The organism is Agrobacterium tumefaciens (genome assembly GCF_017726655.1).
In the GTDB taxonomy this organism is placed as follows: domain Bacteria; phylum Pseudomonadota; class Alphaproteobacteria; order Rhizobiales; family Rhizobiaceae; genus Agrobacterium; species Agrobacterium tumefaciens_B.
On the sequence record NZ_CP072308.1, the window covers coordinates 1,867,023 to 1,879,193 of the forward strand.

At 55.6% G+C, this 12,171-nt stretch carries 14 protein-coding genes and 1 tRNA gene; 11 read left to right on the forward strand and 4 right to left on the reverse strand.

Annotation, left to right across the window (positions count from 1 at the left end; genetic code table 11):
• Positions 1–80: 80 nt before the first annotated feature.
• From AT6N2_RS09275 to AT6N2_RS09285, 3 genes are all read right to left on the reverse strand, one after another.
• Positions 81–269 (reverse strand): YegP family protein, encoded by a 189-nt coding sequence (locus tag AT6N2_RS09275; protein WP_063949465.1) that lies wholly within the window; start codon positions 267–269, stop codon positions 81–83.
• An 86-nt stretch (positions 270–355) separates the two neighbouring features.
• Positions 356–1,054: a type 1 glutamine amidotransferase gene (locus tag AT6N2_RS09280; RefSeq protein ID WP_209085949.1), complete on the reverse strand. Its 699-nt coding sequence runs from the start codon at positions 1,052–1,054 to the stop codon at positions 356–358.
• A 105-nt stretch (positions 1,055–1,159) separates the two neighbouring features.
• Entirely contained in the window at positions 1,160–1,609 is a 450-nt protein-coding gene (locus AT6N2_RS09285) for a DoxX family protein (RefSeq protein WP_063949464.1), read from the reverse strand.
• A 134-nt stretch (positions 1,610–1,743) separates the two neighbouring features.
• On the opposite strand from AT6N2_RS09285, the gene AT6N2_RS09290 reads away from it, so the two are divergent.
• Positions 1,744–2,049 carry a SelT/SelW/SelH family protein gene (locus AT6N2_RS09290; RefSeq protein WP_209085964.1) on the forward strand — a complete coding sequence of 102 codons (306 nt, stop codon included), beginning with the start codon at positions 1,744–1,746 and terminating at the stop codon, positions 2,047–2,049.
• Positions 2,050–2,168: 119 nt separating this feature from the next.
• Positions 2,169–2,255, forward strand: a tRNA-Leu gene (locus AT6N2_RS09295).
• A gap of 182 nt (positions 2,256–2,437) precedes the next feature.
• Here the strand turns inward: AT6N2_RS09295 and AT6N2_RS09300 are convergent.
• Entirely contained in the window at positions 2,438–2,821 is a 384-nt protein-coding gene (locus AT6N2_RS09300) for a pilus assembly protein N-terminal domain-containing protein (protein ID WP_144576378.1), read from the reverse strand.
• A 440-nt stretch (positions 2,822–3,261) separates the two neighbouring features.
• On the opposite strand from AT6N2_RS09300, the gene AT6N2_RS09305 reads away from it, so the two are divergent.
• From AT6N2_RS09305 to AT6N2_RS09345, 9 genes are all read left to right on the forward strand, one after another.
• Complete coding sequence (locus AT6N2_RS09305; RefSeq protein ID WP_209085966.1) at positions 3,262–3,435, forward strand: Flp family type IVb pilin; 174 nt, start codon at positions 3,262–3,264, stop codon at positions 3,433–3,435.
• An 86-nt stretch (positions 3,436–3,521) separates the two neighbouring features.
• The gene (locus AT6N2_RS09310) at positions 3,522–4,034 is read left to right on the forward strand and encodes an A24 family peptidase (RefSeq protein WP_209085968.1); all 513 of its coding nucleotides are present in this window, start codon (positions 3,522–3,524) and stop codon (positions 4,032–4,034) included.
• Between the two features lie 127 nt (positions 4,035–4,161).
• The gene (gene cpaB, locus AT6N2_RS09315; RefSeq protein WP_209085970.1) at positions 4,162–4,968 is read left to right on the forward strand and encodes a Flp pilus assembly protein CpaB; all 807 of its coding nucleotides are present in this window, start codon (positions 4,162–4,164) and stop codon (positions 4,966–4,968) included.
• Positions 4,965–6,548 (forward strand): type II and III secretion system protein family protein, encoded by a 1,584-nt coding sequence (locus AT6N2_RS09320; protein ID WP_209085973.1) that lies wholly within the window; start codon positions 4,965–4,967, stop codon positions 6,546–6,548. The genes cpaB and AT6N2_RS09320 overlap by 4 nt, the downstream gene beginning before the upstream one ends.
• 62 nt (positions 6,549–6,610) lie before the next feature.
• On the forward strand, positions 6,611–7,291 hold the full coding sequence (locus tag AT6N2_RS09325) for a CpaD family pilus assembly protein (RefSeq protein ID WP_063949799.1): 681 nt from the start codon (positions 6,611–6,613) through the stop codon (positions 7,289–7,291).
• A gap of 34 nt (positions 7,292–7,325) precedes the next feature.
• Positions 7,326–8,609 carry an AAA family ATPase gene (locus tag AT6N2_RS09330; RefSeq protein WP_209085979.1) on the forward strand — a complete coding sequence of 428 codons (1,284 nt, stop codon included), beginning with the start codon at positions 7,326–7,328 and terminating at the stop codon, positions 8,607–8,609.
• Positions 8,610–8,642: 33 nt separating this feature from the next.
• A complete protein-coding gene (locus AT6N2_RS09335) occupies positions 8,643–10,115 on the forward strand; it encodes a CpaF family protein (protein ID WP_209085980.1) in 1,473 nt (490 codons plus the stop codon).
• 15 nt (positions 10,116–10,130) lie between these two features.
• Positions 10,131–11,135, forward strand: a complete 1,005-nt coding sequence (locus AT6N2_RS09340; RefSeq protein ID WP_209085982.1) for a type II secretion system F family protein — start codon at positions 10,131–10,133, stop codon at positions 11,133–11,135.
• Positions 11,136–11,144: 9 nt separating this feature from the next.
• Positions 11,145–12,131, forward strand: coding sequence for a type II secretion system F family protein (locus AT6N2_RS09345; RefSeq protein ID WP_209085984.1), 987 nt, complete (start codon positions 11,145–11,147; stop codon positions 12,129–12,131).
• Positions 12,132–12,171: the final 40 nt, after the last annotated feature.

Consider the following 12,171-nt stretch of genomic DNA (forward strand, 5'->3'; position numbering starts at 1 on the left):
TATCTTTACGCTGGCACCTGCCGATGCGCCCCTCATTTGTCAAGGACGCACCGCTTCGAGGTCTGAGGTGGCATTGGTGCTCAGGCAGTCATTGTCGTCGTGTCGACGGTGTTGGCGCCGGGCGCGTTTTTCTTGATCGATTCGATCGCATGGACAGCCGATGCCTTGGCCTTGTAGCCTTCAGACGAGAACATGGTTTCGCCGTTGGACGCCTTGAAGCGGAAACGATATTCCCCGGCCTTGTCTTGGTAGATTTCGAATTTGTACATGTCTTTGCGCCTCCGGTGCAAATCAGGGGTGAACGAGGCAATTTTGAGCAGCCTTGCGCTCACTTCGCAACGGATAATTGCAGGGACTAAATCAGCCGAACCCAGGCACGGGCTATCTCCAGTCCGGCCCCATCTGCCGCATGCGCCCGTCTGCTGCGGTGCGAGTCATAGTTCTCCAGCCAGCCCGGCGACATTTTTTTGATCGACGTGGGAAAGGTCTTTCTCCACGCATCGACAACCGACGTGGATGCTTCGAAGTGAAATTGTGTGCCATAGGCGGCGCGCCCGACGCGAAAGGCCTGGTTCTTCGTGACCGCGTTGGTCGCCAGCCGCGTCGCGCCGTCAGGAAGCGTGAACGTATCGCAGTGCCACTGAAAAATCGGGAAACTTTCCCCAAGTCCGGCCATGAGCGGGTCAGACGCGCCTTCCTCAGTGACGGATACCTCTTCCCACCCAAATTCCGGTGGGCCTGCCAGAATATTTTCGCCGCCATAGGCACGCGCCAGCAACTGGCTACCGAGGCAGACGCCCATCACCGCTTTGCCCGCATCTCCAAAAGATTTCATGAGCCGCGTCAAATCCGGGAAATAGGGGCTGAAGGCATCGTCAAGCGCATTCTGTTCACCGCCAAGAACCACAAGCGCGTGATGATCTCCCGCATGCTGCGGGAGAGGTTCACCCGCATAGGCTTTGATGACATCGACCGTGGCCTCGGCCTCTGTCAAGGCGACGCCCAGTTGGCCCCATGGCGTGCCCGCCATATTCTCGATGATAGCAACGCGCATGAAACCTCTTGCCATGTGAAGGAACGGATCGAGCGCAGCTTCATCACGGCCAAAGCCGATTTTCAAGAGGCGCGAGGCGGGAGGACGATGGAATGGCGATCTACGTCAAAATTCCCGCGCCATCCGGGCATCCACCGAATGCCTGTTGCCGCCGCGAACGGCAAAGAACAGGAAGATCGCAGCCCAAAGGATCGATTTTTCCGCCCCACCCAAGCCTTCCGCCTTGACGATTCCATGGAAATAGACGGTTACCAAAAGGACGATCATGGCCGCGAAAGAGGCCGGGCGCGTGAAGAGACCGATCGCAACCAGGATGCCGCCGAAAAACTCGGTGGCAGCCAGCAATGGCGACCAGAAGACACCAGGGTAAAAGCCAAGGCTCTCTACCATGCCAACGGCACCGAAAGGATTGACGATCTTGCCGAACCCATGCGTGACGAGCAGAAGTCCTGCCGCGACGCGCAGAATGGTCTCAACCAGGTCATGGGTCGAATTATAAAGCGGCGCAACCGCCGGCACAAAAAGGCGCTGCCGATTATTCTCATACTGGGCCATAGGATCTCCATGTTCAGGCTTCGACAGCTTCTCTGTTCGCAAAGCGACTTGATAAGAACAAGCACATGCCCGTAAAAACATGAGTAGAAATGTTGACATTATCGTGAGCATTATCGTGCTGAAGGAGACCAGGAATGACCGAGACCAAACCCCGCATAATCATTCGTTACTGCACACAGTGTAACTGGCTTCTTCGCGCAGGCTGGATGGCGCAGGAAATCTTGCAAACCTTCGCCTCCGATGTCGGCGAAGTCAGTCTCGTACCCTCGACCGGCGGCCTGTTCGAGATCACCGCTGATGGGACGACCATATGGGAACGCAAACGCGATGGCGGTTTTCCCGGCGCGAAAGAACTCAAGCAGAGAATCCGTGACATCATCGACCCGGAGCGCGATCTCGGTCATGTCGACAGAACGAATCGTGAGGGCCTCGACACCTGACCCGGCGACATGTTCCAACAGTCTCCGCCAAGTTTTTTCCCTTTAAAATCAACGATCGTCATAAAAGTTCAAAAAGTCTGTTGACACCGAGCGGCTGCCCTCGTACATCGCTCTCCGTCGCCCAGATGGCGGAATTGGTAGACGCGCCAGCTTCAGGTGCTGGTACTCGCAAGGGTGTGGAGGTTCGAGTCCTCTTCTGGGCACCATTCCTTTTTTGATCTTAGCCAGATCAAATACTTAGCCGAAAAAAAGCAACATATAGCCGACCGTCATACGCCGGGAAGCATGTTGCTTTTTGGCTTTTCTCTCGTCGCAAAATCGTTACGCAGATAGCCTCCTTCGTCGTCGGAAGGCCGTTTGCCGTCAGTGCTCCAGTTGGATGACCGTGTTACGGCTGAGCTTCCTTGTCGCCACTGTTTTGAGAGTGTTGCTCACAGTTTGGCGTGCAGGATAGAACGGTGCGCTCCGTCTGGCGGAAGACGCGAACCGTATTGCCCTCGTCGATGGAGACGAGAATGCGTTCATCAACAATCGGATTACCATCGGCATCCAGAAGCACAAGATTGGTCGTGCCGAAACTGCGGCCCGTCAGAACAATCGTGGTGGCATCGGCGACCGTGGCATCAGCGACCTTGGAGTTACCAACGATGACCTTGCTGACGGCCCGATCGAGACGAAGAACGCGGGCGTGGTTCATCGAAACCCGCAAAATCTCGTCCTGAGCAAGGGCAGGCTGCAGTGATGCCGACAGCAAGGCGGACACGCCGACCACGATTTTCGCCAGTTTTCCGTATGACACGCCTTCGGCCCCTGCTTATGCCCCACTTTGCTACTCCAAGAATGCGTGTTTTTAGTGAATTAAGGGTTAAATGAAGCGTACTTGCCGCTCGCAGTCGGAGGTTGGCGTCATGTATTGACACCTCGCTGATCCCGCTACGCCTCAAACTTGTACAGTTGAAGCGTTGCATAAGAGCGGAGGAGCTTCAAGGAACACCCTCAGCATCGCTGCAATATATTCATTTATCAGCAAAAATAAAAATGCACAGAATACTTTTTGTGTTTATTTACCACGTGAAACTCATCATGGTGTTTACTTTGAATTAAGTGTTTTTTTTAAGCGCTTGGAAATCGCTCCGCTGTAGCTTGAGGCCAACCGAACAACGGAAAACAGTTGTCGGCGTGCTGAACCAAACAAGAGTTAGGAGAGACCCCATGACCAAGATTTTCACTCGTTTTCTCAAAGACGAATCCGGCGCGACCGCCATCGAATACGGCCTGATCGCAGCGCTTATTTCCGTTGGCATCATTACCGGTGCAGGTGCACTGGGAAGCAAGCTTAACGGCCTCTTTGATGGACTTTCCAAAAAGATGGTAGCCCCAACCTGATCGACTTATCGGAAGTTCAACGTAATGCCGCTCCGGCCCAATCGGAGCGGCATCACTTTATAGTCCAAGCGTTGCAGGGCAAGCACATGATAGTCGCGGCAATCTTCATATTGGTTCCGTTTTCCTTGGCATTCGCTGCCTTGAGCGATCTGATCAGCATGAAGATACCAAACAGAATTTCGATTATTCTTCTCAGTTCGTTTTTGGTATTGTCACCTTTCATTGGCATGGACTTACGGACAGTAAGCCTGTGCATTCTGGCAGGTCTACTGGTATTTATGTGCTGCTTCGCCTTTTTCGCCTTCAATTTGATGGGTGGCGGCGACGTCAAGCTGTTGACAGCGACTTCTGTCTGGTACGGCTTTAATTCTTCACTGATCGAATTTCTGCTTGCTACGACCTTCATCGGGGGGCTTTTGACGCTTACTATCCTAGTTTTACGAGCGCACTCTCAGGAAATCACATCAATCGGAATTCCGATTCCGGATTCCCTTACCGTAGCCAAAAAAATCCCCTACGGCATTGGTATCGCGGCTGCAGGATTATTAACCTACGGCGACTCTCCCGTCGTCAACATGGCGATTGCTAGCCTTAACTGAATCAATAGTCAGCGATCCACATATTAGTGATCCGTTAACCAAACATCCAAGCACAATATTAACCATAATTATACCAATCACGCGCCATCCTGAGAGCAGAAAAATCTGATTCTCTCAAGGATCGAGCATGAAGCCGTCGCGTATTGTCATTCTTTCCGTTGCCTTGGTCGCAGCCGGTCTCGCCGGTGTTGTCGCCATGCAGATAACAGGCACACAGCAGGTTATCGAAAAAGCGGAAACGATCATCCAGAAAGAGCCGACGGTCAACGTTCTTGTCTCCTCCGTCAATCTGCCGGTCGGTAGCCGGCTTAACGATAGCTCCGTGCGATGGACACCATGGCCGAAGGGCAATGTCGTTGACAGTTTCATCACGGACGCGAAGAGGCCCGACGCCATCACCGAGCTTGCTGGCGCGGTCGTGCGGCTGCCTTTGTTTGAAGGTGAGCCTATCCGACCGGAAAAAGTCGTCGATTCCAGCACGCGCATCATGTCTTCGCTCCTGCCGGCTGGCAAACGCGCGGTGGCCACGGAAATTTCCGTTGCAACCGGAGCAGGCGGTTTTGTTCTTCCGAACGATCGTGTCGATGTCATCATGGTCCGCAAGGGCGACAATAACACCTTTCTGACAGAAAACGTCCTGAACAACGTCCGTGTCCTCGCGATCGATCAACAGATTAAGGAAGGCGAGGACGGAACATCGGCCGTCGTGGGGGCCACAGCGACGCTGGAGCTGACCCCTGAACAGGCAAAGATCATAACCGTGGCGCAACAGATGGCGGATCGTCTGACCCTTGCTCTGCGCTCCGTATCGGACGCGCAGGAAAACGACACGCTTTCGGCGGGCTATCTTCTTAACGGTGGTTCTGGCCGACCGGAGATTCAGGTCATCAAATCTGGCTCGATCATAAAGGGCGGTCAAGGAGCATCACAATGACCGGGGGTACCATGTCTAAGCGTCTCACCGAGCACCTGCGGTCATCTTTTATGGGCGGCCTTGCTTTTTGCGTGGCATTTTCGGGCATTCCCGGCCCTCATGTGCCCGATGCTCTGCGGTTGGCCGAGGCAAAGGCGCAGAGCGCGAGCATCGTGCGGATAACAGAGAGTGGCAACGGTATTCGTAAACGCCTGAAGCTCGGGCTCAACAAAGCACTGGTCATCGACCTTCCGGATGACGCGCACGACATTCTTGTTGCCGATCCGACACTCGCGGATGCGGTTACACGTACATCAAGGCGCATCTATCTGTTTGGCAAGCTGGTCGGCCAGACAAACATTTTTATTTTCGGCGAAGGCGGTCGCGAAATCGTCAGCCTCGATCTTGAGGTTGAACGAGACATCTCTGGTCTCGAGGCCAATATCAGACGCTTCATCCCAGAATCTGACATCAAGGTCGAGATCGTTTCCGACAACATCGTGCTGAGCGGTAGTGTCAGGACGCCGCAGGATTCCGCCCGCGCGGTGCAGCTTGCTGAGGCCTTCCTCAAAGGCGGCGAGGCCACGACCCGCAATATCTCCCTCACCGGTGGCGATAATGGCGGCGACGCGGCAATATTCGCCGAAGCCCGGCAGAAATCCCAAATTGTCAACATGTTGACGATCGAAGGGGAGGATCAGGTAACCCTAAAGGTTACTGTTGCGGAAGTCAGCCGGCAGGTTCTGAAGCAGCTCGGTTTTAGCGGATCAGTCGGTAGCTCAACGAGTGGAAACGGTTTCGAGTTCGCAAATCCTTCTAATCTTGGAAACGCAATTTCCGGTGCTTCACGAATTGCCAGTGGGGCGCTTGGCTCTGGATCGCTCGGCTTCGCAACTTATCTGAACGCAATGGAACAGGCTGGGGTGGTTCGCACCCTCGCAGAACCAAGCCTGACCGCGATATCAGGTGAACAAGCAAAGTTCTACGTGGGGGGAGACTTCCGTTTACCTGCCGAACAAGAAGTCTCTATCGATAAGGACACTGGAAGACCCACGATAACACGCACAACCAGTACCGTAGATTATGGTATTGAACTGAACTTTCGACCTGTCGTTCTCTCACCAGGACGCATAAGCCTTAAGATCGAAACCAATGTCTCCGAACCGACATACGAAGGTAATGTTGTGACCGGAAATGCAGGCCGTACGATACCAGGCTCGACTTATATGTCTGTCCGCAAACGTGAAACTTCGACCACGGTAGAATTGCCCTCCGGCGGATCAATCGTGATCGCGGGGCTCGTTCAGGACAATATCCGTCAAGCAATGTCCGGGCTTCCGGGCATGTCGAAGATTCCGATTTTCGGGACGCTTTTCCGCAGCAAGGACTTCCTACGCAACGAAACGGAGCTCGTGATCATCGCAACGCCCTATCTGGTTCGGCCTGTTGCCCGCAACCAGATCGCGCGCCCCGATGACAACTTCAATCCAGAAAACGATGCCGCCATGTATTTCATGAACCGCGTCAACAAGGTCTATGGCCGCAAGGACCAGGTTCAGGCAGCGCCCTACCAAGGCTCCGTGGGGTTCATCTACAAATGAAGACGAGCACAACACATTCCCAACCCGATTTCGCAGCAAATCTGGCCCGCGCAGGTGACATCATGCACGTAAACACTCACCTCCATCTGGCACGGCGGATCGGTCTTGCGGCTGTCGTCGCAGTTGTCGCAGGGCTGCTGCAGGGCTGCGCGCGCGACCCGATGACGACCAACGCCATTCCCGATGATTATCGCACCCGCCACCCCATTACGCTTTCTGAAGCAGAGCATTCGCTTGATATACCCGTTTCTGGCGGTGATAGCCGCTTGACCACAGCGATGGCTGACAATGTGCGCGGCTTTGCGCAGAACTATGCTTCCATGTCGACAGGCGTCGTCAATATTCAAATACCATCGGGCTCGGCCAATTCCGCCGCGGCATCGCGAATGGCTAAACAGATCCGCTCCACTCTTTCCGGTGCGGGCGTGGCGCCGGGCAAGATCATGCAAACGCACTACGCCGCGTCTCCCAATGGCGATTCAGCGCCGATCCGCCTGAGCTATGTCGCCGTTACTGCCATGACCGGACAATGCGGCCAATGGCCCGAAGATCTTTCGGACAACACCTTTGCCAACAAGAACTGGTACAATTTCGGCTGCGCCTCGCAAAGCAATCTCGCAGCACAAGTTGCGAACCCGATGGATCTGGTTGGCCCGCGCGGTATGAGCCCGATCGATGCCGAGCGCCGTGCGGTCGTTATCGACACATACCGTCAGGGTAAAAACACGGCGACGACAAATTGATGCGGCTCCAGAACTCGCCACGGCAGGAAAGACAATGAGCGCTGTAGAATACGATATCAATCCAAGTGGCGGACAGGAAGCCGAACCGCCCTTGCGCGGGTCGGACATGGATCGGCTGCGGCCCTTGCCGCGGATTTCCGTTCACGCTTTCTGCGTCAGCAACAATATGCAGGGCGTGATGGATGCCTTGTCCAGCGACCGGCGCATGAGCAAGGTTACCCTGCGGGTGACGAAGGGCGATATCAACGCGGCGGCGACCATGTTTTCCGCTTCGCCCACGCCCAATCTCATCGTTCTGGAAACAGCGAGCTCGCCCGCCTCGCTGCTCGATGACCTTGCCCCACTGGCTGAGGTCTGCGATCCATCCACGCGCGTCATCATCATCGGCCGTCACAACGACATCACACTTTATCGCGACCTCATCCGCAACGGCATTTCGGAATATCTCGTTGCGCCGATCAATATGGCTGACCTGCTTGGGTCGATAGCCGCGATTTTTGTCGATCCTGAAGCGGAACCGCTCGGGCGCAACATCGCCTTCATCGGCGCCAAGGGCGGCGTTGGTTCATCCACCATCGCGCATAATTGCGCCTTCGGCATATCGAGCCTTTTTTCGACAGAAACCATTCTGGCGGACATGGATCTGGCCTACGGCACCGCCAATATCGATTTCGATCAAGATCCCGCCCAGGGGATGGCTGAAGCGGTCTTTTCTCCAGAGCGGCTGGACGAGGTTTTCCTTGATCGCCTACTGACGAAATGTTCCGATCATCTGTCGCTTCTTGCGGCGCCGTCGCTTCTCGACAGGACCTACGATCTGGATCGCCAGGCGTTCCTGCCGATCCTTGAGGTCCTGCAACGCAGCGCGCCGGTCGCGGTTCTCGATCTTCCTCACCAATGGTGCGACTGGACGAGAGCCGTTCTTTCAGAAGCTGACGAGGTCGTCATCACGGCGGTTCCGGATCTCGCCAATCTGCGCAACACCAAGAACCTGTTCGATGCCCTGATCAAGCTGCGGCCGAACGACAAATTACCGCATCTCATCCTCAATCAGGTCGGCATGCCGAAAAGGCCTGAAATCGCACCCGCGGACTTCCTCGAGCCCCTGGAGATCGAGCCGATCGCGGTCATCCCCTTCGACGCGCAATTGTTCGGGAACGCTGCCAATAGTGGCCGTATGATCAGCGAGCTGGACGAAAAATCCCAGACGGCAGAGACGTTTTCGCAGATCGCCCACACTATCACTGGCCGCACGGTGCTGCGCAAAAGCAGACGCGGTGGCCTAGAAAAACTGAAGAATATTCTCAAGCGCAAGTAGGTCTTTTGCCTGCGTTGTTAGACGGAAACGCCGATGTTCGGAAAACGCGGGCCTGAGGGCCCAGTCAGAAGCACGAAACCGGATCTTGTTGCGCCTGTCCCCGTGCAGACGGTGATGGCGCCTGAGCCCCGTTCCGCGGCAATCGATACGCTTGAACCCGGCCAAAAACCCGTGACGCGTCAAGCCCCGGCAACCGCATCCCCGGCGCAGAGAAAACGCGCCCGGACGGAAGAATATTACAATACCAAGAGCCAGGTGTTTTCGGCTCTCATCGATACCATCGACCTTTCGCAGCTCGCCAAACTCGACGCGGAAAGCGCGCGTGAGGAAATTCGCGATATCGTCAACGACATCATCACGATCAAAAGTTTTGCGATGTCGATTGCCGAGCAGGAAGAGTTGCTAGAGGACATCTGCAACGACGTTCTCGGCTATGGTCCGCTGGAGCCGCTTCTCGCACGCGACGACATTGCCGATATCATGGTCAACGGTTCCGGCCAGACCTTTATCGAAGTGGGTGGAAAGACCATCGAGTCCGATATCCGCTTTCGTGACAATGCGCAGCTGCTTTCCATCTGCCAGCGGATCGTCAGTCAGGTCGGCCGCCGTGTCGATGAATCGAGCCCGATCTGCGACGCGCGCCTGCCGGATGGATCGCGCGTCAACGTCATTGCTCCGCCCCTTGCCATCGACGGTCCGGCACTGACAATCCGAAAATTCAAGAAAGACAAGCTGACGCTCGATCAACTCGTGCGCTTCGGAGCGATTACGCCCGAAGGCGCGACATTGCTGAAGATCATCGGCCGTGTCCGCTGCAATGTCGTCATCTCAGGCGGCACCGGCTCGGGTAAGACAACGCTTCTTAACTGCCTGACGAGCTTCATCGACAGGGACGAACGTGTCATCACTTGCGAAGACACCGCCGAACTGCAACTGCAACAGCCGCATGTCGTGCGGCTCGAGACACGGCCGCCCAACATTGAAGGAGAGGGCGAGATCACGATGCGCGATCTCGTCAAGAACTGCCTTCGTATGCGGCCTGAACGCATCATCGTCGGCGAAGTGCGCGGACCGGAGGTTTTTGACCTGCTGCAGGCCATGAACACCGGTCATGACGGCTCGATGGGAACGCTGCACGCCAATACCCCGCGCGAATGCCTCAGCCGCATCGAATCGATGATTGCGATGGGCGGTTTTACGCTGCCGGCAAAGACCGTCCGCGAAATCATTTCGGGATCGATCGATGTCGTCATTCAGGCGGCGCGTCTGCGAGACGGGTCACGTCGGATCACGCAGATCACCGAGGTGATCGGCATGGAAGGCGATGTTATCGTCACCCAGGACCTGATGCGATACGAGATCGAGGGCGAAGACGCCAACGGCAAGCTGATCGGCAGGCATGTCTCGACCGGTATCAGCAAGCCCCATTTCTGGGATCGCGCCCGCTATTACGGTGAAGAAAAACGGTTGGCGGCCGCGCTCGATGAAATGGAAAAGATGTCCTAACGGGAAGCGACGGCCATGGACCCGACGATCGTATTACTGGCAATACTCGTCGCCATCTCGGCGGCGGCCTTTGCTTATGCGTTTCTCTTTCAGCAGATCGAGGTCGAAAAAAAGACGAGCAGCCGCTTCAAGCGCGTGAAGGCCGCCGAGACGGATCACGCCAATATCAAGGCGGCGCGCGACCGTGTGCAGGAACTCAGCAAGCGGCGCAAATCCATGCAGGACAGCCTGCGCGATATGGAGAAAAAGCAGAACGAAAAGGCCAAGAAGGCAAAGAATGTCAGCCTTCGCGACAAGCTGGTACAGGCTGGGTTGCGTATTTCCACCCGAAAATTCCATATGCTGACCATCGGCGCAGCTGTCTTTTCTGTTCTTATCGCTCTGCTTTATGACCTGTCCCCGCTCATCGCTCTACTCATCGGACTCGTCGCGGCACTGGGACTACCCCGATGGACACTCGCATTCATTCTTAAGCGGCGGCAAAAAAAATTCCTCGCGGAATTTCCCAATGCTCTCGATGTCATGTGCCGCTCGATCAAATCGGGGTTGCCGCTAAACGACGCGGTTCGGCTTATAGCGTCAGATGGCCAGGAACCCGTCAAATCCGAATTCCAGCGTGTCGTCGACGCACAACAGGTCGGCATCGGTATTCCGCAGGGAATAGAGCGCATGATGCTGACCATGCCGTTGTTTGAAGTCAGCTTCTTCAGCACCGTCATCAATATTCAGGCCCAGGCGGGCGGCAACCTTTCGGAAGCGCTGTCAAATCTCTCAAAGGTATTGCGTGACCGCAAAAAAATGCGCGCCAAGGTGAACGCCCTTTCGATGGAAGCGAAAGCGTCCGCGGTTATCATCGGCGCCCTGCCATTCATCGTCATGATGCTCGTGCATTTCACCTCGCCGGACTATCTCTCGATCCTTTTCACCGACTTGCGCGGGCACATCATTCTGGGCGCGTCCGGGCTTTGGATGCTGATCGGGATATTCATCATGCGCCAGATGATCAATTTCGATATTTGAGGTCGCGGCATGACAGGAAATCTTCTTTCTAGCCTCACCAATCCCCAGACGATCGTCGCTGCTCTCGTCACTCTGGCTGTCTTTGCGACGCTCTACACGCTGATCATGCCATTTCTGGAGCGAAAAGACCTCGCCAAGCGTATGAAAGCGGTCTCGTCGGAACGGGAGTTCATTCGAAGCCGCGAACGCGAGCGGCTTTCGACAGCCACGCGTGACGGCAGGACATCGCTTCGTGGCAACAACAACAAGTCCGCCCGGCGCATCGTTGAAAAATTCAATCTTCGCGAAGCGCTTGCCGACCAGAATACGATGAACAAACTGCGCGCGGCCGGCCTGCGCTCGCAGAATGCCTTCAACACTTTTCTCGCCGCCCGATTCATCCTGCCGTTCATCTTCCTGGCCGTGGCATTCACCTGGGTTTTCGTTCTCGGGAACCTCGCCGACAAAGCGTTTGTATTTCGGCTGATGGCGGTGCTGCTGTTCGGATATATCGGCTTTTACGCCCCCAACATCTATGTCTCGAACCGCATGAACAAGCGGCAGGCGTCGATAAGGCGGGCCTGGCCCGATGCGCTCGATCTGATGCTCATCTGCATCGAATCCGGCGTCTCGATGGAGGCTGCCATGCGACGTGTTGCCGAGGAAATGGGTGAACAGTCTCCTGAGCTTGCGGAAGAAATGATGCTGACGACGGCGGAACTTTCCTTTTTGCAGGACCGGCGTGTCGCTCTTGAGAATTTTGGTCAACGCACCCAGCTGGAAGGGGTGAAAAGCGTGGTGCAAGCTCTGATTCAGGCCGAGCGCTACGGTACGCCGCTCGCCCAGGCCCTTCGCGTCCTTGCGCAGGAAGGGCGCGACGAACGAATGAATGAAGCAGAAAAAAAGGCGGCAGCGCTACCGCCTAAATTGACCGTACCCATGATCATATTTTTCCTGCCGGTATTGGTTGCCGTCATTCTTGGCCCGGCGATCATCCGCGTTATGGACACGTTTTGACATTGATGCCGTTGACGATCACGGCAGCATGCAACGTCCC

Bases quoted from the DNA above. Each gene is read 5' to 3' on its own strand.
- AT6N2_RS09330 (WP_209085979.1), top strand. From the start codon at position 7,326: ATGAGCGCTGTAGAATACGATATCAATCCAAGTGGCGGACAGGAAGCC.
- AT6N2_RS09290 (WP_209085964.1), top strand. From the start codon at position 1,744: ATGACCGAGACCAAACCCCGCATAATCATTCGTTACTGCACACAGTGT.
- AT6N2_RS09320 (WP_209085973.1), top strand. From the start codon at position 4,965: ATGACCGGGGGTACCATGTCTAAGCGTCTCACCGAGCACCTGCGGTCA.
- AT6N2_RS09285 (WP_063949464.1), bottom strand. From the start codon at position 1,609: ATGGCCCAGTATGAGAATAATCGGCAGCGCCTTTTTGTGCCGGCGGTT.
- AT6N2_RS09280 (WP_209085949.1), bottom strand. From the start codon at position 1,054: ATGCGCGTTGCTATCATCGAGAATATGGCGGGCACGCCATGGGGCCAA.
- cpaB (WP_209085970.1), top strand. From the start codon at position 4,162: ATGAAGCCGTCGCGTATTGTCATTCTTTCCGTTGCCTTGGTCGCAGCC.
- AT6N2_RS09340 (WP_209085982.1), top strand. From the start codon at position 10,131: ATGGACCCGACGATCGTATTACTGGCAATACTCGTCGCCATCTCGGCG.
- AT6N2_RS09310 (WP_209085968.1), top strand. From the start codon at position 3,522: ATGATAGTCGCGGCAATCTTCATATTGGTTCCGTTTTCCTTGGCATTC.
- AT6N2_RS09325 (WP_063949799.1), top strand. From the start codon at position 6,611: ATGCACGTAAACACTCACCTCCATCTGGCACGGCGGATCGGTCTTGCG.
- AT6N2_RS09305 (WP_209085966.1), top strand. From the start codon at position 3,262: ATGACCAAGATTTTCACTCGTTTTCTCAAAGACGAATCCGGCGCGACC.
- AT6N2_RS09275 (WP_063949465.1), bottom strand. From the start codon at position 269: ATGTACAAATTCGAAATCTACCAAGACAAGGCCGGGGAATATCGTTTC.
- AT6N2_RS09345 (WP_209085984.1), top strand. From the start codon at position 11,145: ATGACAGGAAATCTTCTTTCTAGCCTCACCAATCCCCAGACGATCGTC.
- AT6N2_RS09335 (WP_209085980.1), top strand. From the start codon at position 8,643: ATGTTCGGAAAACGCGGGCCTGAGGGCCCAGTCAGAAGCACGAAACCG.